The 19,306-nt window shown below is 71.5% G+C and carries 18 protein-coding genes; 4 read left to right on the top strand and 14 right to left on the bottom strand.

From position 1 onward, the window contains the following. Positions 1 to 215 precede the first annotated feature (215 nt). A complete protein-coding gene (locus tag ACIRC0_RS19845; protein WP_403617441.1) occupies positions 216 to 3,119 on the top strand; it encodes an ATP-binding protein in 2,904 nt (967 codons plus the stop codon). Between the two features lie 9 nt (positions 3,120 to 3,128). On the opposite strand, the gene ACIRC0_RS19840 is transcribed toward ACIRC0_RS19845, so the two are convergent. Continuing rightward, the gene (locus ACIRC0_RS19840; protein ID WP_403617440.1) at positions 3,129 to 3,545 is read right to left on the bottom strand and encodes an ATP-binding protein; all 417 of its coding nucleotides are present in this window, start codon (positions 3,543 to 3,545) and stop codon (positions 3,129 to 3,131) included. Positions 3,546 to 3,691: 146 nt separating this feature from the next. Between ACIRC0_RS19840 and ACIRC0_RS19835 the strand changes: the two genes are divergently transcribed. After that, positions 3,692 to 4,459 (top strand): IclR family transcriptional regulator, encoded by a 768-nt coding sequence (locus ACIRC0_RS19835; RefSeq protein WP_403617439.1) that lies wholly within the window; start codon positions 3,692 to 3,694, stop codon positions 4,457 to 4,459. Positions 4,460 to 4,500: 41 nt separating this feature from the next. Next, positions 4,501 to 6,018, top strand: a complete 1,518-nt coding sequence (gene glpK / locus ACIRC0_RS19830) for a glycerol kinase GlpK (RefSeq protein WP_403617438.1) — start codon at positions 4,501 to 4,503, stop codon at positions 6,016 to 6,018. 40 nt (positions 6,019 to 6,058) lie between these two features. Here the strand turns inward: glpK and ACIRC0_RS19825 are convergent, their stop codons facing one another. Continuing rightward, positions 6,059 to 7,789: a thiamine pyrophosphate-dependent enzyme gene (locus tag ACIRC0_RS19825; RefSeq protein WP_403617437.1), complete on the bottom strand. Its 1,731-nt coding sequence runs from the start codon at positions 7,787 to 7,789 to the stop codon at positions 6,059 to 6,061. Positions 7,790 to 8,127: 338 nt separating this feature from the next. On the opposite strand from ACIRC0_RS19825, the gene ACIRC0_RS19820 reads away from it, so the two are divergent. Further along, entirely contained in the window at positions 8,128 to 9,723 is a 1,596-nt protein-coding gene (locus ACIRC0_RS19820; RefSeq protein ID WP_403617916.1) for a cytochrome bc complex cytochrome b subunit, read from the top strand. 12 nt (positions 9,724 to 9,735) lie between these two features. On the opposite strand, the gene ACIRC0_RS19815 is transcribed toward ACIRC0_RS19820, so the two are convergent. The 12 genes from ACIRC0_RS19815 to ACIRC0_RS19760 form a co-directional block, all read right to left on the bottom strand. Further along, entirely contained in the window at positions 9,736 to 10,227 is a 492-nt protein-coding gene (locus tag ACIRC0_RS19815) for a hypothetical protein (protein WP_403617436.1), read from the bottom strand. Positions 10,228 to 10,230: 3 nt separating this feature from the next. Continuing rightward, positions 10,231 to 10,593 (bottom strand): hypothetical protein, encoded by a 363-nt coding sequence (locus tag ACIRC0_RS19810; RefSeq protein WP_403617435.1) that lies wholly within the window; start codon positions 10,591 to 10,593, stop codon positions 10,231 to 10,233. After that, a complete protein-coding gene (locus ACIRC0_RS19805) occupies positions 10,590 to 12,263 on the bottom strand; it encodes a cbb3-type cytochrome c oxidase subunit I (protein WP_403617434.1) in 1,674 nt (557 codons plus the stop codon). The genes ACIRC0_RS19810 and ACIRC0_RS19805 overlap by 4 nt, the downstream gene beginning before the upstream one ends. Next, positions 12,260 to 12,919: a cytochrome c oxidase subunit II gene (locus ACIRC0_RS19800; RefSeq protein ID WP_403617433.1), complete on the bottom strand. Its 660-nt coding sequence runs from the start codon at positions 12,917 to 12,919 to the stop codon at positions 12,260 to 12,262. The genes ACIRC0_RS19805 and ACIRC0_RS19800 overlap by 4 nt, the downstream gene beginning before the upstream one ends. A 96-nt stretch (positions 12,920 to 13,015) precedes the next feature. Beyond that, positions 13,016 to 13,165 (bottom strand): hypothetical protein, encoded by a 150-nt coding sequence (locus tag ACIRC0_RS19795; RefSeq protein WP_403617432.1) that lies wholly within the window; start codon positions 13,163 to 13,165, stop codon positions 13,016 to 13,018. Positions 13,166 to 13,230: 65 nt separating this feature from the next. Beyond that, entirely contained in the window at positions 13,231 to 13,437 is a 207-nt protein-coding gene (locus ACIRC0_RS19790; RefSeq protein ID WP_103842360.1) for a hypothetical protein, read from the bottom strand. Positions 13,438 to 13,457: 20 nt separating this feature from the next. Further along, positions 13,458 to 14,042: a DUF5947 family protein gene (locus ACIRC0_RS19785; RefSeq protein ID WP_403617431.1), complete on the bottom strand. Its 585-nt coding sequence runs from the start codon at positions 14,040 to 14,042 to the stop codon at positions 13,458 to 13,460. Beyond that, the gene (locus tag ACIRC0_RS19780) at positions 14,039 to 14,590 is read right to left on the bottom strand and encodes a NifU family protein (RefSeq protein ID WP_403617430.1); all 552 of its coding nucleotides are present in this window, start codon (positions 14,588 to 14,590) and stop codon (positions 14,039 to 14,041) included. Before ACIRC0_RS19780 ends, ACIRC0_RS19785 begins: the two co-directional genes overlap by 4 nt. Further along, positions 14,583 to 16,376 carry a nickel-dependent hydrogenase large subunit gene (locus ACIRC0_RS19775; RefSeq protein WP_403617429.1) on the bottom strand — a complete coding sequence of 598 codons (1,794 nt, stop codon included), beginning with the start codon at positions 16,374 to 16,376 and terminating at the stop codon, positions 14,583 to 14,585. Before ACIRC0_RS19775 ends, ACIRC0_RS19780 begins: the two co-directional genes overlap by 8 nt. An 8-nt stretch (positions 16,377 to 16,384) precedes the next feature. Further along, a complete protein-coding gene (locus ACIRC0_RS19770; protein WP_403617428.1) occupies positions 16,385 to 17,506 on the bottom strand; it encodes a hydrogenase expression protein HypE in 1,122 nt (373 codons plus the stop codon). Continuing rightward, positions 17,503 to 18,048 (bottom strand): hemerythrin domain-containing protein, encoded by a 546-nt coding sequence (locus tag ACIRC0_RS19765; protein WP_403617427.1) that lies wholly within the window; start codon positions 18,046 to 18,048, stop codon positions 17,503 to 17,505. The genes ACIRC0_RS19770 and ACIRC0_RS19765 overlap by 4 nt, the downstream gene beginning before the upstream one ends. Positions 18,049 to 18,103: 55 nt before the next feature. Then, positions 18,104 to 19,189, bottom strand: a complete 1,086-nt coding sequence (locus ACIRC0_RS19760) for a hypothetical protein (protein WP_403617426.1) — start codon at positions 19,187 to 19,189, stop codon at positions 18,104 to 18,106. Positions 19,190 to 19,306 lie beyond the last annotated feature (117 nt).

Raw genomic sequence — 19,306 nt, 5'->3', positions numbered from 1 at the left:
CCCGCGTGGCGGCGGCGCCTCGGCGGGCACTCCCCACCGGGCTCCCGCAAGGAGCCCAGTTCGCGGCGATACCCGAGGTGGGGACGGGCAAACCGCCGTCGTTGATGATTCATTCTTTCCATACGCCGTACCGCCAGAACGCCTCCTGACCGCGCCCACCAGGGCGTACGCTCAGCGCGTCTTCCGACAGCTGACGGCAGGAAGCGACGGGGCACATGGCACACGGACCACGGCAACCGATCACCGGCCACCGGCACTTGCTCGAGCGGAACCGGGAACTGAAGGCGATCGACTCGGCGTTGGCGGCCCTGTGCGACGCGGCCGACGGCGCCCCGCCCGCACGGCAGGGCGGACTGCTCGCCTTCACCGGATCGGCCGGCATGGGCAAGACCACCCTCCTCGCGGAAGTCCGCTCCCGCGCCGTGACCCACGGGTGCACCGTGCTCTCCGGCAAGGGCGGCGAGAACGAACAGGGCCTGGCGTTCCGCGTGGTCCGGCAACTCCTGCAGCCCGTCCTCGCGACGATGGACGACACGAACCGCCGGGAACTGATGGGAAGTTGGTACGACATCGTCGCAGCCGCCCTCGGTCTGGAGGCGGAGTGCGCCGCACCGGTGCCGGACCCGACCGTGGTCCGTGACGGCCTGGACTGGGTCATGACCCGACTGACGGTGGTCAAGGCGCCCGTCGTCCTGCTCCTGGACGACATGCACTGGGCCGACGACGAGTCCCTGAGCTGGCTCGCCTCCTTCGCGCCACGGGCCCACGACCTGCCGCTGCTCATCGTCGTCGCCTACCGGCCGGACGAACTGCCCTCCGTGGCGGCCGCGCTCGGCTCCCTCACCGAACGCCGCGGGGAACGCCCCTACACCCTGGCGCCGCTCACCGGCGACGGCGTCGCGCGGATCCTGCGGGACGAACTGGGACAGGAGCCTGAGGACGCGTTCTGCGACGAATGCCGGCAGATCACCGGAGGCAGCCCGTTCGAGACCGTCGAGCTCGCGATCCGGCTCGGCCGGCGCCGGGTGAAGGGCACGCGGGAGGAGCTTCCCGTGATGCGGGAGCTCGCCTCCGCGGTCAAGGGCCGCGGACTGCTCGCACGCCTGCGGCAACTCGGTACGCCCACCGTCCGCTTCGCCTGGGCCGCCGCAGTGCTCGGCAGCTCCATCTCGCGGGACCTCGCGGCCGCCATCGCGGTGGTCGGCGCCGAGCAGGCCGCCGAGGCGGTGGAGAGGCTGCGCTCCGCCCGCGTCCTGGCCGAGGACGAGGGCCCCGAGGGCGCCCTGGAGTTCGTTCACCCGCTGATCGCCACCACCGTCTACCGGGCGATCCCGCCCGGCGTGCGGGTCGGGCTGCACAACGCGGCCGCGGAGGCCGTCCGCACGGCCGGGCTCGGCGCCGTCGCGGCCGCCCGGCATCTGCTGGAGGTTCCCTGCGAGGGCAACGCCGACGCGGTCCAGTGCCTGCGCGAGGCCGCCCGTGACCACCTGCGCGCCGGGGCCCCCGAGGCCGCCCGGCGCGTCCTGACCCGGGCGCTGCGCGAGCCGCCCGCCGAGGAGGAGCGTGCCGCGCTGCTCTACGAACTCGCCGGTGCGACGTTCCTGATCGACCCGGTGGCGACCGTCGGCCATCTGCGGGCGGCGCTCGCCGAGCCCGTGATCGACGACGAGCTGCGCGCCCGTATCGTCTACCGGCTGACACAGGCGCTCGCGCACACCGACCAAGTGGCTCAGGCCGCGGCCGTGGCCGCCGAGGAGGCGCGCCGGGCCACGCACTCGCGCACGCGCCTGAGGATGCAGGCCGACCACTTCCAGTGGAGTTCCTGCCGCACCGACGAACCCGACCCGCGGGCCCGCTCCCGCCGGCTGGCCCGGCTGGCGGCCCGCCTGCCCGGCCGGAGCCTGGAGGAGCGCTGCATCCTCGGGCTGAGGGCCTGGGACGCCCTCCTGTGCGGCGAGCCGCGCAGCACGGTCCTGGCGTACGCCGAGAAGGCCCTGCGCGGCGGACTGAGCTGGACCGAGGAGAACCGCGGCTTCGAGGTGCCCGTCTCGGTCGCCCTCACGTTCATGTACTGCGACCAGCCGCGACGGGCGGAGGAGCTGTTCACCCGGGGCATCGCGGATTGCGAGGCGAAGGGCTGGCGCGGCTCCCACCTGGCGCTCGGCCAGACTCTCCTCGGCTACATCCGCTACCGCCGCGGCTGCCTCGCCGAGGCGGAGGACCTGGTACGGGAGGGGCTGCACATCGCCGAACGGGTGCGGGAGGCGGTTCCGGCTCAGTGGTTCGCGCTCGGCATCCTCATCCAGATCCTGCTGGCCCGGGGACGCACCGCCGAGGCGCGCCAGGTCGCCGACGCCCACCGCTACGGCGAGATCGTCCCGCACGCCGTCGTCTACCCCGACCCGCGCACGGTCTACGCCGAACTGCTCCTTGCGGAGGGACGCGACCAGGAGGCGGAGAGGCCGCTGTCCGCTGTCGGTGAGTGGCTGGAGTCCCGGGCCTGGCGCAACCCGGCCTGGTGCCCCTGGCAGCTCGACCTGGCGTCCGCCCTCGCCACCAGGTCCCCGGAGCGCGCGGCCGGCCTGGCCGAGGAGGCCGTCAAGCGGGCCCGGGACTTCGGCGCGGCATCCGTGATCGGCCAGGCCCTGCACGTCCAGGCCGAGGTGACCGGCGGCGCCGCCGCGCTCGACACCCACGCGGAGGCCGTGGCCCAGCTGGAGCGCTCACCGGCGTCGTACGAGCTGGCCCGGGCCCTGGTCGGGCACGGGGCCGCACTGCTGCGGGGCGCCAGAGTGCAGGAGGCCGCCGACCGGCTCTACCGCGGGCTGGAGGTCGCCGTCCACTGCGGCGCGGAGGGCGTCGCCACCCGGGCCAGGGCGGAACTGTCCGCGGCGGGACTGCCGTCGCTGCCCCTGCGCTACGCCCAGTCGGACACCCTCACCGCGCAGGAACGCACCGCCGCCGAACTGACCGCCCAGGGCCACCCGGCCCCGGTCGTGGCCAAGGAGCTGCGCCTGACCGAGCAGGGCGTGAGGCAGTTGCTCTCCTCCGTCTACCGCAAGATCGGCACCGACGCCGCGGGTCTCGCCCAGGCCCTGACGACGTTTCCCCGGCCGTGACGCCCCCCGTCACGCCACGAGCACGTCCGCCCAGCGGCTGGTCCCGCCCGGGTGCGTGTGCACACCGCACCGCGCCGACAGCGTGGTGACGATGTCGATGCCCCGGCCGTGCTCGTCCGGGTCGACCTCGCAGGACGTACGCGCGGGTCCCGTGTCGGTCACGTCGACCCGTACGGCACCGTGTCCGTCCACGAGGATCCGTGACAGTCTGAGCGTCGCCGGGGGCAGGGCGTGCACGAGCGCGTTGGTGAGCAGCTCCGAGGTCACGAGGAGCACGTCGTCAGCGGCGTCCTCGGGCACGTTCCAGCGGGTGAGGAGCGCCTGTACGCGTCGGCGTACCGCTGAGACGGCCCTGGGCGCGTGCGGCAGCGGAAAAACGTGTTCCACCTCCGCGCACGGCGCGGCGTTGAGCTGCGCTGTGATCATGGGCCTTCCTCCTCCATGCGACGCCCTCGGCCGGGAGCCGGGCGTGATGGAACGCTAAGGACCTAAATGTCGCGGGTCAATGAACTGCGGTCGGCATTACCGAACACAAGTCCTTAATCGGGACGAATCCGGACTATGATCGATTCATGGCAGGCCCGGTCCAGTCCATAGAGAGGGCGGCGGCGATCTTGCGCCTGCTCGCCGCCGGCCCCCGTCGGCTCGGACTCGGCGAGGTGGCTTCCGCGCTGGGTCTGGCCAAGGGCACCGCCCACGGCATCCTGCGCACCCTGCAGCACGTCGACTTCGTGGAGCAGGACGCCGCGACGGGAAAGTACCAGCTCGGGGCGGCGCTGCTGCACCTCGGCACGAGCTACCTCGACGTGAACGAGCTGCGGTCCCGCGCCATCAACTGGGCCGACGCCCTCGCCGCCCGCAGCGGGGAGGCGGTCCGCCTGGGCACCCCCCTGGAGGGCAAGGTGCTCGTGGTCCACCACGTCTTCCGGCCGGACGACACCCTCCAGACCCTGGACGTGGGCGCGCTGCTGCCGCTGCACGCCTCCTCGCTCGGCAAGGTCCTGCTGGCCTTCGGGGCAGCGCCCGTGGAACCCCTGATGGAGACCGAACTGGAGGCGTACACCCGGCACACCCTGGTCCTCCCGGAGGACCTCACCCGGGCGCTCGGCGAGATCCGGGAGCTCGGCTGGGGCGCCGAGGTGCAGGAGATGAGCGTCGGCGAGGGCGGGATCGCCGCGCCGATCCGGGGGCACGGCGGTCTGGTGGTGGGAGCGATCGGCCTGTCCGGCCCCGTCGAGCGGATCTGCGACACCAAAGGCCGGCCCCTGCCGGCCCTGATCACCTTGCTCCGGGAGGCCGCGCGGGCGATCTCCAGAGACCTGGGCGCGGCCCGCTGGTAGGTCCGGGCACCCCGGCGACGCATGGGAAGGCAGGCCCGATCATGGTTGAACGGTATGTGGTGTCCATCGACCAGGGCACCACGTCCACGCGGTGCATCCTGTTCGACCACCGCGGGCGGCTGGTCTCGGTCGCCCAGAGGGAGCACCAGCAGTACTTCCCCCGGCCCGGCTGGGTGGAGCACGACGCCGTGGAGATCTGGCGCAACCTGCAGCGCGTGGTGCCCGAGGCGCTGGCCAACGCCGGTATCGACCCCGGACAGGTCGCCGCCATCGGGATCGCCAACCAGCGCGAGACGACCGTCCTGTGGGATCCGCGCACCGGGGCCCCACTGGGACGGGCGATCGTCTGGCAGGACACCCGTACCGGACCGATGGTCGAGGACCTGATGGACCGGCCGGGGGAGGAGTTCTTCCTCGACCGCTGCGGCCTTCCCCCCTCCACCTACTTCTCCGCACCCCGGATCCGCTGGCTGTTCGACAACGTCGAGGGCCTCGAGCAGCGGGCCCGGGCGGGCGAGGTGCTGTTCGGCACCATCGAGAGCTGGCTGATCTGGAACCTGACCGGCGGCACCGACGGCGGTCTGCACATCACCGACGTGACCAACGCCAGCCGCACCATGCTGATCAACATCCGGACGCTGACCTGGGACCAGGAACTGATGGAGTTCTTCGGGGTGCCGCGCCCGATGCTGCCGGAGATCCGCTCCTCCGCCGAGATCTACGCCGAGGCCCGCTCGGTACTCCCGGGCGTGCGCATCACGGCCGCCCTCGGGGACCAGCAGGCGGCCCTGTTCGGGCAGACCTGCTTCTCGCCCGGCGAGGCGAAGTGCACCTACGGCACCGGCAGCTTCCTGCTGATGAACACCGGTACCGAGCTCGTGCGGTCACGGCACGGGCTGCTCACCACCGTCGCGTACAGGATCGCCCCCCATCCCACGGTCTACGCCCTGGAGGGACCCATCGCCGTCACCGGCTCCCTGGTCCAGTGGTTCCGCGACCGTCTCGGCCTGATCAACAGCGCACCCGAGATCGAGACACTGGCCCGTACCGTCGAGGACAACGGCGGCTGCTACATCGTCCCCGCGTTCTCCGGCCTGTTCGCCCCGCACTGGCGCAGCGACGCACGCGGCGTCATCGTCGGTCTCACCTCCTACATCACCAAGGGCCACCTGGCCCGGGCCGTCCTGGAGGCCACCGGCTGGCAGACGCGGGAGGTCGTCGACGCGATCAACGCCGACTCCGGGCTCGCCCTGAAGCAGCTCAAGGTGGACGGCGGCATGACCTCCGACAACCTGCTCATGCAGTTCCTGGCCGATGTGCTCGACGTCCCCGTGGTGCGGCCGATGGTCGCCGAGACGGTCTCCCTCGGCGCCGCCTACGCCGCCGGACTGGCCTCCGGCTACTGGCCCGATCTGGAGGTGCTGCGCCGCAACTGGCACCGGGCCGCCCAGTGGCTGCCCAACATGGACCCCGAGCGGCGGGAGTGGGAGTACGAGAACTGGCAGCGGGCCGTCGAACGGTCCCTGGGCTGGGTCCGGCCGCCGAAACACTCCTCGTGACGGGGGCGACGGAACCGACCGCGGCAGCAGAGCAGCCCGCTCAGGTCCGCCGTCCCCGCAGGAGCGCGCGGATCCGCCGGCGTGCGCCCTCTTCCGCGAGGCCGGCGGGTCGCGGCGGCTCGGTCTCCGCGTCGACCACGAACTCCACGACCACGGGCCGCCGCGCGGCGAGAGCGGCGTCCCAGGCGGCGCCGATGTCCTTCGGGCGGTAGCAGTGGACGCCCTCCAGACCGAGCAGGCGGGCGTAGGCGGCGTAGGGAACGTCCGGGACCGAGGAGGTGCCGCTCAGCCGGGGATTGCCGGTGGCCGCCCGCCGGTCCCAGGTGGCCTGGTTGAGGTCCCGGTTGTTGAACACGCAGAAGACCAGCGGGGGGCCGCCGGACAGGCGGTCCAGATGGTCCTTGACGGTGATCATCTCGGCCATCCCGCTCATCTGGAAGGCACCGTCGCCCACGAAGGCGATGACCGGCCGGTCCGGATGCGCGAAGCGGGCCGCCAGGGCGTAAGGGACGGCGGTGCCCATGGCCGCGTGGTGACCCGAGAGCGCGGCGCGCATGCCGGCGCGCAGGTGGAGATGGCGCGCCCACCACACGGTGCTGGAGCCCGCGTCGGCGGTGAGCAGCGCCCGGTCGGGGAGTCGGTCGGAGAGCTCGGTGGCCACCGCGGCCGGGTTGATGAGGTGCCCGAAGTGCTGCCGGGCCTCGGTGCGCCGGTTCCTGTGCCAGGTCCGCACGCTCTTCTCGACGCTTCGGCGCCAGGCGCGGTTCTTCTTGTGGTGCAGCAGGGGCAGCAGCGCCTCGAGCGTCGCCTTCGGATCGCCGACCAGACGCACGTCCCCCGGCCTGCACGGAGCGGTGACGCCCGCCTCCGGGTTGATCTCGACGCTCCGCACCGCCCACCGGCCCGGCGGCATCCAGGCCTCGCGGGGCCCCGCCCCGACCAGCAGCAGGGTGTCGCAGGCACGCACCAGCCTCTCGCTGGCCGGACTGGCGACCCGGCCCGCCGGACCGGTCACGTACCCCAGGTCGTCGGGGAGGACGTCCATCGCGAGCAGCGCCTTCGCCACCCCGGCACCGAGCAACCCGGCCGCCCGCTCGACCTCCGCCCCCGCGCCCGCCGCGCCCCGCCCGATGACCATGGCCACCTTCCGGCCCTCGTCGAGGATGCCTGCCGCACGGCGGAGCTCCCCCTCCTCCGGCATCAGGAGCGGCCGGCTCCGTGCGAGCGCGAGGACGTCCGGCGCAGCCGCCGTCCCGGCCGATGGCGGGGCCTGCTGGTCCAGGACGTCGGCCGGCAGGATCACCACCGCGACACCGCGCCGGGCCCACGCCGTCCGGAAGGCCCGGTCCAGGACGGGCCCCGCCTGGTCCGGAGAGATGACGACCTCGCAGGACTCCGACACGTCCGCGCACAGCCGGTCCAGGTGCACCGCCTGCGGCCGGCGTGCCCCCGGGCCGGTCCGCGGCGTGTCGCCTAGCAGGGCCACCACCGGCTGCCGGTCAAGCTGGGCGTCGTACAGGCCGTTGAGGACCTGTACGGCCCCCGGCCCGGACGGGGCGAGGCAGCAGCCGACCGTGTCCGTGAACCGCGCGTGCCCGCAGGCCATGAAGGAGGCGGCCTCGCCGTGCCGCGCCTGGACGAACTCCGGCTCCCGGCCCGCCCGGCGGAAGGCCTCCAGCAGCGGGTCGGCCCCCTGCCCCGGATAGCCGTACACCCGGACGACGCCCCAGGCGCGCAGGCGCTCCCGTACGACTTCCGAAACCACGGCCATGAGTCCTCCCAGCACATGTGCTGTGACGAGACCTGCCCCGGGCCCGGCCGTCCCCGACCGCCGCCGGGGCGAATGGGTCCCGCCGGACCGCTTTTTCCACCCATTGGCGCAGGTCCCCGCCAGGTGTGCCCGGCCGCCGGCGAGGCCGGACGCGGGCACCCGTCCGGCGCAGCGCGCGTTTCGCCCGCGCCACGAGAGGACACGGCTGTGTCGATGCTGTGTCGATCGAAAGCGGACGGCTGCCCCGGGAGGACGAGCGCGTGCCGGCGTCAGACGATGAGCGATCCGGTGCGGCGGAGCACCGCGGAGAGCGCCTGGTGTCGGTGCTCGACCGGCGCATGCCGCTGCGGACGTCGGCACGGGAGTACCTGCGCAAAGCCTTTCCCGACCACTGGTCGTTCCTGCTCGGCGAGATCGCCCTCTACAGCCTGCTCGTCCTGGTCGTGACGGGTGTCTACCTCACGTTCTACTTCCACCCTGACATGACCGAGACCCCGTATACCGGCTCCTACGCCCCGCTGCGGGGCACCCGGGCCTCCCAGGCGTACATCTCGGCGCTGAACATCAGTTTCGACGTCCGGGGCGGGCTGCTCATCCGGCAGATCCACCACTGGGGAGCGGACGTCTTCGTCGCCGCCATCGGCTGCCATCTGCTGCGGATCTTCTTCACCGGGGCCTTCCGCCGCCCCCGCGAGATCAACTGGATGATCGGGGTGACGTTGTTCCTGCTGGCCCTCTTCGAGGGGTTCTGCGGCTACTCGCTCCCCGACGACCTGCTCTCCGGCACGGGGCTGCGCACCTCGCAGGGGATCCTGCTGTCGATCCCCGTCATCGGCACCTATCTGAGCTTCTTCGTCTTCGACGGCCAGTACCCGGGACACGCCATCATCCCCCGGCTGTACATCGCGCACGTCCTGCTGGTCCCCGGCCTGCTGCTGCTCCTGGTCCGGGTGCACCTCGGGCTCGTGGTGCAACTCAAGCACACCCAGTGGGCCGAGCCCGGCCGCACCAACCGCAACGCGGTCGGCAAGCCGCTGTTCCCGCAGTACGCCGCCAAGTCGGCGGGTCTGTTCTTCGCCGTCGCCGGTGCCCTCACCCTGATGGCGGCGCTGTTCCAGATCAACCCGATCTGGGATTTCGGTCCCTACCGCACGGACCACGTGTCGCTGGACTCGCAGCCCGACTGGTACGTCGGCTATCTGGAGGGCGCCCAGCGCCTGATGCCCGCCTGGGAGACGAACTTCGCCGGCCACACGATCGTCTGGGACGTGCTCCTGCCCGGGGTGGCACTGCCCGCCGTGCTGTTCGGGGTCCTCTACTGCTATCCACTGTTCGAACGCTGGCTGACGGGGCCGTCCCACGAGCACCACCTGTGCGACCGGCCGCGCAACCAGCCCACACGCACGGCGCTCGGCGTGGTGGGCGTGACCGTCTACGCGGTGCTGCTGATGGCCGGGGGCCAGGACGTGCTCGGGTACGTCTTCCACGTCCCGGTCGAGTACCTGACGTACGCCTTCCGCACCCTGCTGTTCGCCGGGCCACTCTTCGCCTACTGGGCGACGCGGCGTCTGTGCCTGGGGCTGCAGGCGGCGGACCGGCGCAGGCTGCGGGAGGGAGGGGGCACCGGGGACGTACGGCGGACGGCGGCGGGCGGCTACCGCGAGGGCCGGACACCGCTCCCGGCCGAGGAGGCCTACCGGATACTGGTGCGCGACACCCCCCGCCCCAGGGCGTACGGTACGGAGGCGTGGCGGCTCTTCCGCCGGCACCGGGTGCGCAACCGGCTCAGCGCCTGGTACTTCGGCGACCGCGTCGAACTGCCCGCCGCCGACTGGCAGATGCGGGCGGTACGGGCCGTGACCGCCGACCCGGAGGAGGCCGAGAAGGCCGTGACCGCCGACCCGGAGGAGGCCGAGAAGGCCCACAGCGGCTGAGGGCCCGCGGGGTCAGCCGGTGCGTCGCAGCTCCCGGGCCTCCTCCGCGTGGATCCACCGCCAGGTCACCGTCAGCGCCGCGAGACCGACCGGCAGCATGGACACCACCATGGCGAGTCCCGCCACGTCCTCACCCGCCGCGATCAGCCCCACGGCGGGCAGGTCGAGCAACGGCATGGACAGGTAGAGGTAGAGGCATCTGCCGGGGTCCGTCAGACGGTGCCGGGTGCCCACGACCGGCAGCCAGAACCACACCGCCGCCACCACCACGGCCGCCTCCCACCAGGCCGTGGGGCCCGGTGGCCGGGCGGCCCCGGTATGCGCGAGCGTCACCGCGGCGTGCAGCACGAGGAAGAACGGCAGCGCGGCCCCCGCGGGCAGCGACAGGCGCCACCACACGGGGTGCCGCCGGGTGGCCCGGAGCACGCCCGGGACGAGCGCGGACACCGACAGCCCGGTCACCGTCATGCCCCACACGGGGCCGGCCATCGCGTGCCCGGTCACGCCTCATCCCTCGCCCGGGGTCGAGGCGCCCCGCACGGAGAGGGCGGCGGCCACCCCCAGCAGCGGGACGGCCACGACCAGCAGCCACAGGCCGTACACGGCGGAGAGCACGCCCAGGGTGATCCCCGCCGCCGCGGGCAGGACCGCCGCCGCGCCGCCCCGGGGCAGCCGGTAGCGGGTGTGCTGCTCCGGGCCGGCCTCCGAGGACCCGAGCACGAGCAGTGCGGCCAGTTCGAGCAGCGCCACCACCGAGCCCCACAGCCAGTAGACGAGGCTCGCCTCCCCGTAGACGGCGAGGATCGCGAGCAGCACGCCGTTGAGCAGCCCCCACCCGGCCACCATGACCGCCGCCGCGTGCCGTTTCACCCGCGGCTCCCGGACAGCGCCGCCCGGTCGTCCGGCTCCCTCCGCCCCTCCCGCAGCGTCAGCAGCGGGGCGTGGCCGTGCACCGGCGGCACCGGATACTCCGGCGTGAAGTTCGTGGCCGGCGGCGGCGAGGAGGTGGCCCATTCCAGGGTGCCCGCACCCCACGGGTCGGGCGGTGCGGGCACATGGCGGCCCAGCGAGCGCTTGCGCAGCGTCCACAGCACATTGACGACGAACACGACCATGCCCGCCGCCAGCACGGCGGCTCCGCAGCTGGCGAGCAGGTTGAGCAGGCCGAATCCGTCGAAGGGGGCGTAGCTGACGACGCGGCGCGGCATGCCCTCGTAACCGAGGGCGAACATCGGCAGGAAGGTCAGGTTGGTGCCGATCACCAGCAGCACGAAGTGCAGCCGGCCCAGGCGCTCGCCCAGCTCCACACCGGTGGCCTTCGGGAACCAGAAGTAGACGGCCGCGAACAGCCCGAAGGCGCTGCCGGCGAACAGCACGTAGTGCAGATGGGCCACCACGAAGTAGCTGTCCGTCAGGTGGTAGTCGAGGACCGGGGTGCCGACCATGATCCCGGTCAGGCCCCCGATCAGGAACTGCGGCAGGAAGGCGAGGGCGAAGAGCATCGGAGTGCGGAAGACCAGCGGGCCGCCGAGCACCGTGCCGATCATGGCGAAGTACTCCACGCCCGCCGGGACCAGCAGGCTGATCGACGTCAGCGAGTAGTAGTCGTTCGCAACCTGCCCGGTCGCGAACATGTGGTGGGCCCACACACTCATCGACAGGGCGGCGAACACGAGCAGGGACAGGACGGTCCCCTTGTAGCCGAAGAAGGCCCGCCCGGAGAAGACGGCCAGCACCTCGGCGACCGCCCCGAGATACGGGAAGAACATCACGTACACGACCGGGTGGCCGTAGAACCAGAACAGGTGCTGGTAGCCGATGTTCCACGCGTTCGCATGGAAGACGGACGGGTCGGCGCGGCCCGCGGCGAGCAGGGCCATCGCGGCCAGGAGCGAGGGGAAGGAGCCGATGACCATCAGGCAGCTGGCGACCATGGACCAGGTGAAGATGGGCATCCGCAGCATGGTCATCCCCTGGGTCCGCTTGCGCAGCGCAGTCCAGAGCACGGTCCAGCCCATGAGGATCACGCCCGTGGTGGAGAGCACCACGCCGACGATCCACAGGTCGGGTCCCACGCCGGGGGAGAAGTCGCTGTCGGCCAGCGGCGGATACGAGAACCAGCCCGAGCTGGCGCTGCCGTCGGCGGCGGCGAGACTGACCAGCAGCACAACGGCCCCGCACGCGTAGAGCCAGTAGCCGAGCAGCGTGGTGCGGGGCGCGGCGATGGCCGGGGCACCGATCTGCAGCGGGACCAGGTAGACACCGATCCCGAGGGCGAACGGCGTGATGACCAGGTAGATCATCCCCGAGCCGTGCAGGGTGAACAGCTGGTTGTAGGTGTGCGGGAGCACCAGGTCCAGCTCCGGCTGGGCGAGCTGACCGCGCATGATCAGGGCGAGGACGCCCATCACCACCAGCAGCACCAGCGAGGTGGCGACCGTCAGCAGGCCGATCCGCTTGTGGTCGGTGCTGGTCGCCCAGCCGAGCCAGTTCCCCGCCGGCACCTCCTTGGACCCGCTCGGCGCCTGAGCGGTCGTCATGCGGGCGTACCGCCCGCCGGCGCTCCCGCGTGCTGTGCCAGCCACTTGTCGTACGCCGCGGGCGAGACGGCCTTGAGCCAGAAGTCCATGGTGTGGTGCCGGTCCCCGCAGAACTCCCCGCACCGGCCGATCCAGCGGCCCTCGCGGTCCACGGTGAGGGTGACGGTGTTCACGTGGTGCGGGAAGATGTCCCGCTTGTAGCGGAGATCGGGCACCCACAGCGAGTGGATGACGTCCGGTGAGGCCATCTTGAACCTGATGGGCCGTCCCGTCGGCACCACGAGAGTCGGCTGCCTTCCCGCCCTGCAGTCGGCACTCACCCTGAGCGGCTTCCTGGCCTGCGGGTAGTCGAACCGCCAGCACCACTGGAACGCCGTGACGGTCACCTCGACCGGATCGCCGTGCGCCGCCGCGTGGTGCTCGTCGTGATTCTGCCGGGCCGTGTAGGCCACCAGGAAGGCCGCGACGGCGACCAGCACGGCGACGTAGAAGGCTTCGGGACGGGTGTGTTCGAGTCGGCGCGACGGGCGGCGCCGGGCCCCCGCCCGGCGCCGTACCACGGCGAGGAACACCAGCACCGCGACGACGGCGAACACGAACGCGGCGAGGGCGGACTCGAGGGCGAACACCGTCCCGAAGAACTGCCGCGTGGTCATGGGGCTCCTGTTGTGTCGCGCCGGACGCGTGAACAGGAACGGAGATTACGGGCGAACGGCGCTTTCCGGTCAGGTGACACACCGTACGCCCACGGTTCAGCGGGGGTGCCGGGCGCCGCGCCGCAACGCAACCATCCGCCAGATCCTGACCTCGCGCATGATTCCGGGCATCTCCCTCACCAGCAGGGTCAGCGCCACGCCGCCCACGATCAGCGCCTCCGCCATCAGCACTCGTCTGGCCGTCATCTTCCGTACTCCTCGCTCGTCGTAAGTGCGGCCGCGCCCCAGTGGGCGCGGCCGTGACCGCTGCCTCACCCCGGGGAGAGACTCGGCATCATCTTCATGATCGCGTTGTGCTTCTTCCAGTGGATCCCGGTCGAGCGCCGCGCGTCGGCGGTGCCGTCCTTGTGGTGCCCGGGCTGCCGGTGGTAGGGGCCCTTGTTCCCCTGGTGCAGCCCGGTGACGTGCCGGGGCGTATAGGTTTTGACCTGCGGTCTGCCTACTCGGATCCTGCCCATCGTCAGCTCCTTGCCGGGTCCTACGGTTGTTCGGTCAGCTCCGCGAAGAACCGCTCGACGGCGGGCCACACCCGGCTGCCGCCGGACAGGCCCCGCCACTCCCGCCGGACGAGTGCCACCATCCGGAAGCAGTCGTCCACGGGGACGATCCAGTGGTGCTTCGCGGACCGTGCGGTGTTCACGAGCAGTGCCTCCACCTCCGGTGCGAGACCGGCGAGCGGGGGACACCGGGCGACCACGTCACGCCAGGCCTCCGCGTCCGCCTCCCAGCGGGTGGCGCCCGCGGGGCTCGGGTAGTGCGCGCTCACGGTGCCGTCCGAGTGCCGTACGAAGAACGCCAGCCCCACCGGTACGCCGAGTTCCCGCGTGCCCACCTCGGGCAGCCGCACCCGGCGCCGCGGCAGCAGCCGGTACCGCCCCTCGCTCGCCTCCTCCTCCACGAAGAGCAGGGAGCAGGGCCGGCACGCGCACAGCACCTCCTCCTGCCCAGTGTCGTACAGGTGCCGGTGCTCGGGCTCGACGTCGGCGCCGCACAGGTCGCACCGCTCCGCGTCCGGCCGCCGGGCGGCCGAGCGGATGACGCGGGCCAGCGCGCCGGTGGTCACGACCGCTCCCCGGCGGACACCGTGCGCACGGTGAGCGTGTCGACCGGGACGAAGGCGGGGGGCCTCGCGTCGTCGCCAGGCACCCGTTCGACGCCGGAGAGTTCGGGCGCCAGGGCGAGCACGGCCTCGCGGACCGCCTCCTCCACCGAGGCCGAGGAGGATCCGCACCCCTTGGCGGCGAGCCGCACCCGGGCGACCCCCTCCTCGACGCCCGCCAGTTCCACGTCCCCGCCCCGCTCCCGCACCGCCGGGCGCATCCCGTCGACGGCGCGGGCGGCCCGGACCTCGGGCGGCTCGGGGTGGATGTCGTGCAGCACCAGGAGATGACCGACGAGGTCGTCGGCGGCCATACGGTCGACCAGGGTGGGGTCGGCGGCGTCCAGGACGCGGGCCAGGGCCTCGCCGTACACCTCGGTGAGGATCCGCACCGCCTCGATCGCCGCCCCGGTCATCGGACCCGGGGCGCCTTCGAGCTGCTCGAGCAGCCCGTCGAGGCGGGAGAGCCGCTTTGCGACCGCCGCTTCATCGAGCCGGGCGGAGTCATCCATGAGCCGCTCCGAACATGGGCGAGTGCAGCTTGGTCAGCGTGTTGCCCTTGCCGAGGTACATGTGCACGCCGCAGGGCAGACAGGGGTCGAAGCTGCGGACGGTGCGCATGATGTCGACGCCCTTGAAGTCCTCCGGACCGTTCTCCTCGAAGATCGGCTGGCCCTGGACGGCGTCCTCGTAAGGTCCGGGGGTGCCGTAGTGGTCCCGCGGGCTCGCGTTCCACGGCGTCGGCGGGTACGGGTGGTAGTTCGCGATCTTCTTGTCCTTGATCACCAGGTGGTGGGAGAGGACACCCCGCACCGCCTCGTGGAAGCCGCAGCCGATCGCCTCGTCCGGTACCTCGTAGTTCTCGAAGATCTTGGTGTCACCGCTGCGGACATGGTCCATCGCCCGCTCCAGGAAGAAGAAGGCCATGGCGGCGGAGTAGGCGACGAAGTACGGCCGGGCCCGGTCGCGTTCGATCGTGTTGCTCCACTGGGGGATCTTCCACTCGAACGTCATCTCCGGCAGCTTGTCGCTCTTGGGCAGCGAGATGCGCACGCTGTGTCCGGTGGCCTTCACATACGGCGTGTCGACCAGCCCGTTGAGCGCCGTCGACCACAACCGGGCGAGCGGGCCGCCGCCGGTGTCCAGCGCCAGGTGCTGGGCAGTGTTCTTGTCGTACCAGCGCGGGCTCATCACCCAGCTGTAGTTGCCCTCGAAGTTCCGCTTCTGCGGCACCGGCACCGTCGTCTGGTTCCACGGGTGGCGCATGTCGACGGCGTTGCCGAGCGGGTCGTGGGTGACGAACGGGTCCTCGTTCACCCAGTCCTCGTAGTACGAGCTGCCCAGCAGGATCCGCATGCCCAGGTTGATGTCGACCAGGTCGTTGGTGACGAGACTGCCGTCCACGATGATGCCCGGGGTGACGAACATCGCCTTGCCCCAGTCGCTCATCGTCTCGTAGCGGTAGTCCACAACGTCCGGGTTCTGCCAGGCGCCCCAGCAGCCGAGCAGGATCCGGCGGCGACCCACCTCCTCGTAGCCGGGCAGCGCGTCGTAGAAGAAGTCGAAGACGTCGTCGTTCATCGACACGGCCTGCTTGACGAAGTCCAGGACGCGCAGCAGCCGGGAGAGGTAGTCGGTGAACGTGGTCGGCTCCGGCATGGTGCCGACCCCGCCCGGATACAGCGTGGACGGGTGCACATGGCGCCCCTCCATCAGGCAGAACATCTCCCGGGTGATGCGGCTGACCTTGAGCGCCTCCTTGTACAGCTCGCCCTCGAAGGGGTTGAAGGCACGCATGATGTCGGCGATGGTCCGGTAGCCGTGGATGTACCCGTTCCGGGCCTCCGTGCGCTCGGCCCGGGCCAGGAGGCTCGGGTTGGTGGCCTTGACCATGGCCTCGCAGAAGTCGACGAACACCAGGTTGTCCTGAAAGATGGTGTGGTCGAACATGTACTCGGCCGCTTCGCCGAGGTTGACGATGGTCTCCGCCAGCCGCGGCGGCTTGACGCCGTAGGCCATCTGCTGCGCGTAGTTGGAACACGTCGTGTGGTTGTCCCCGCAGATCCCGCAGATGCGCGAGGTGATGAAGCCCGCGTCGCGGGGGTCCTTGCCCTTCATGAAGACGGAGTAGCCCCTGAAGAGCGAGGACGTGCTGTGGCACTCCACCACCTCGCGGTTCGCGAAGTCGATCTTCGTGTAGATGCCGAGATTGCCGATGATCCGGGTGATCGGGTCCCAGGACATGTCCACGATCTGCGCGGGCTTTCGCGCCGCGGCCCGCGGCTCGGTTGCCGTCATGTCCGTGCCTACCTCGCTCTCTCTCGCTGTCGCCTGCGCCCGTCGGGGCGCCAGTACGGGTCGTAGCCGCTCGTCAACTTGTCCTTGTTGTGGCGCCACTTGGGCTCACGGTTGACGGCCATGTTGGTGATGCCGCGCAGCCGCCGGATCACGGCCCCGTAGGGCCTGATCACAGCGGACGAGAGGGTCCCGCCCGTCGGCTCGTCCATGAACGGCATGAAGGCGTCCGGGAACCCGGGCATCGTGCAGCCGATGCAGATGCCACCGACGTTGGGGCAGCCGCCGATGCCGGCCATCCAGCCGCGCTTGGGCACGTTGCAGTTGACGACCGGGCCCCAGCAGCCGATCTTCACCTGGCACTTGGGGGAGTTGTAGTCCTTGGCGAAGTCGGCCTGCTCGTAGTAGGCGGCCCGGTCGCACCCCTCGTGCACCGTCTTCCCGAACAGCCACTGCGGGCGCAGCATGTGGTCCAGCGGGGGCGGCGGCGCCGACCCGGCCGCGTGGTAGAGCACCCAGGTGAGGGTCTCCATGAAGTTCTCCGGCTGGATCGGGCAGCCCGGCACGTTGACGATCGGAAGCGCGCCCTGCGACTTGAAGTCCCAGCCCAGATAGTCCGCGAGACCCATGCAGCCCGTGGGGTTGCCCGCCATCGCGTGGATCCCGCCGTACGTGGCGCAGGTGCCGGCGGCGACGACCGCCCAGGCCTTGGGCGCGAGCTGGTCGATCCACCAGTTGAGGGTGAGCGGTTCGCCGGTGTCCTGGTCGTTGCCGAACGACGTCCAGTAGCCGTCGCCCTCGATGATGTTCTGGTTGGGGATCGAGCCCTCGATGACGAGGATGAACGGCGCCAGTTCACCGCGGGCCGCGGCGCGGAACGGGGCGAGGAAGTCCTCGCCGCCCAGGCTCGGGGAGAGCACCTTGTTGTACAGGTTCACCTTCGGCAGGCCCGGCACCAGCCCGGCGACGATGTCCTCGATCGCCGGCTGGCCGGACGCCGTCATCGAGACGGTGTCCCCGTCACAGCTCATGCCCTCGGAGATCCACAGGATATGGATCTCGTCGAAGCCGTTCCTCTGTTCAGCCCTCGTGGGCTGCTGGCTGACCTCCGTGGTACCGCTTTCGACGGTCATGTCCTCGGCCTCCCTTGCAGTCGGTCCCTAAGGCGGTCGTAGGCCGCGGCCACCGGTCCGGCGAAGGCCAGGGCGGGAGGCTCGGCGGGCGCGTTGGGGTGCGGACGGGTCGGGGCGGTCTGCTTGGACCGGGCCAGGAGTCTGCCGAGCCGCAACAGCTCCTCCTCGGAGACCGCGTCGCGGAGCAGGGGCATCAGCTCGCCCTCCTCCTCGCGGATGTGCTCCTCGACCTCGCGGCGCAGCTCGTCCATGAGTTCGCTCGTGCGCTCGTCGTCCCCGGACTGCTTGTCCAGGGCCAGGAGGGTCTCCTTGACCGCCCTGTGCTCGCTCAGGTGCTCGCGGATCCGCTGGTCCCCGTCCGACAGGACCTTCTTGGCCAGCGGGTAGACCATCAGCTCCTCGAGCGCCGCGTGCTTGGACAGCTCGCGGACAAGGGTTTCCACCACGGCCCGGCGCTGCGCTGCGGAGGCGGCGGCGTGGTAGTCGCGGAACAGCTGCTCGACCATTCGGTGGTCGTGCATCAGCAACTCGATGGCGTCCATTACGGCCTTCCTGGTCGGGGACGGTGGCGGCACAGAGGTGGGGCGGATCCGCCGGCTAGGAGGCGGAAGAGGGGGAGGGAGCGAGGGAGCGGACGGCCCCGTGCAGCCGGGCGAGCACCTCCGGCGGCATGGTCTCCACCCGGTCGAGGATCCGCGCGGCCCGCGGGTCGGTGGCGCGTGCCTCGCGTTTCTCGTCGTCCGTGAGCAGCAGCGTCCGCAGCGTCAGGATCTCGTCGATCTCCGCGGCGTCGTGCAGGTCGCCGGGGCTCTCCGGGGCCACCTGCGGGTGGTCGGGCAGGATGATCGGCGACGACAGGACGAGCGAGTCGGACCCCTCCGGGCCCGCGAGCACCGGGAAGGTGTGCAGGTTGCGGCACTCCCTCACGTACGGCGCGACGTCCTCGGGCGGGTCGATCGAGGAGTAGAAGCCGAGCCCCTCACCGCCGACGAAGGTGTGCGCCGCGATGAGCGAGTGCCGCAGGGCCTCGTCGCGGGGAGCGTCGGGCGGCGTCGTACGGCCGGTGTTCTCGGTGCGGACGCGCAGGCGGTACAAGGAGTCGGCGCCCGCGACGGGTTCGAGGTGCAGCGTGGTGCGCGCCTCGACGGGGGAGCGGCGGCGCACCAGGCGCCCCGCGTCCGCGGGCAGGGGCTCGGTCTCGTCGCCGCCGGGAGCGCCGAAGGCGAACTCCGCGTCGTGGGCGAGGAGTTCGGCGAGCGGAGCGGTGAGGTCGGTCTCGCGCGGCATCGCCTCGTCGAAGGACAGATGGACCGTACCGGCGGTCTCCAGGGAGTCCACGGGCGTGTAGTGACCGTCCTCGTCCCGTCGCTCCACGCCTCGGTACTGCATCTGCAGATAGCGCACGCGCACCCGCACCACGGCGCCGGGTCGCGCGCGCAGCAGGCACTCGGTCTGCTGCCGCCAGGACTCCACGGACCCCGAGACGCCCGGCGTCACCGGGCCGTGGGCCTCGGCCCAGGCGCGGGGGGCGAGGATGCCGAACTGCCAGCGCACCCGGTTCTTGGCCGACGAGCGGCGGTACGGGTAGAGCAGGTATCCCTCGTAGAGGACGGCGTCGGCCACGGCGCACGCCTCTTCGACCGCGGAATGCACGCTCACGGTATGGCCCAAGGGGTCGCTCACCGTAACTCCTCACTGACCAGATGTGCCTATTGCAGGGTTTACAACGATCACACCTTTTATTGCGATGAGCGCGTATTGAGCGCGGATGGGTGAGTGGCGCGTCGAGAGGGGCGGGGG

The organism is Streptomyces sp. NPDC093984 (assembly GCF_044764595.1).
In the GTDB taxonomy this organism is placed as follows: domain Bacteria; phylum Actinomycetota; class Actinomycetes; order Streptomycetales; family Streptomycetaceae; genus Streptomyces; species Streptomyces cynarae.
Note: the sequence above shows the minus strand (reverse complement) of the source record. Positions and strands in the feature narration are given on the sequence as shown.

Coding starts and splice junctions, on each gene's coding strand:
- ACIRC0_RS19775 (WP_403617429.1), bottom strand. CDS start 16,376: ATGACGGCAACCGAGCCGCGGGCCGCGGCGCGAAAGCCCGCGCAGATC.
- ACIRC0_RS19795 (WP_403617432.1), bottom strand. CDS start 13,165: ATGACGGCCAGACGAGTGCTGATGGCGGAGGCGCTGATCGTGGGCGGC.
- glpK (WP_403617438.1), top strand. CDS start 4,501: ATGGTTGAACGGTATGTGGTGTCCATCGACCAGGGCACCACGTCCACG.
- ACIRC0_RS19770 (WP_403617428.1), bottom strand. CDS start 17,506: ATGACCGTCGAAAGCGGTACCACGGAGGTCAGCCAGCAGCCCACGAGG.
- ACIRC0_RS19820 (WP_403617916.1), top strand. CDS start 8,128: ATGCCGCTGCGGACGTCGGCACGGGAGTACCTGCGCAAAGCCTTTCCC.
- ACIRC0_RS19765 (WP_403617427.1), bottom strand. CDS start 18,048: ATGGACGCCATCGAGTTGCTGATGCACGACCACCGAATGGTCGAGCAG.
- ACIRC0_RS19835 (WP_403617439.1), top strand. CDS start 3,692: ATGGCAGGCCCGGTCCAGTCCATAGAGAGGGCGGCGGCGATCTTGCGC.
- ACIRC0_RS19805 (WP_403617434.1), bottom strand. CDS start 12,263: ATGACGACCGCTCAGGCGCCGAGCGGGTCCAAGGAGGTGCCGGCGGGG.
- ACIRC0_RS19845 (WP_403617441.1), top strand. CDS start 216: ATGGCACACGGACCACGGCAACCGATCACCGGCCACCGGCACTTGCTC.
- ACIRC0_RS19790 (WP_103842360.1), bottom strand. CDS start 13,437: ATGGGCAGGATCCGAGTAGGCAGACCGCAGGTCAAAACCTATACGCCC.
- ACIRC0_RS19800 (WP_403617433.1), bottom strand. CDS start 12,919: ATGACCACGCGGCAGTTCTTCGGGACGGTGTTCGCCCTCGAGTCCGCC.
- ACIRC0_RS19825 (WP_403617437.1), bottom strand. CDS start 7,789: ATGGCCGTGGTTTCGGAAGTCGTACGGGAGCGCCTGCGCGCCTGGGGC.
- ACIRC0_RS19840 (WP_403617440.1), bottom strand. CDS start 3,545: ATGATCACAGCGCAGCTCAACGCCGCGCCGTGCGCGGAGGTGGAACAC.
- ACIRC0_RS19780 (WP_403617430.1), bottom strand. CDS start 14,590: ATGGATGACTCCGCCCGGCTCGATGAAGCGGCGGTCGCAAAGCGGCTC.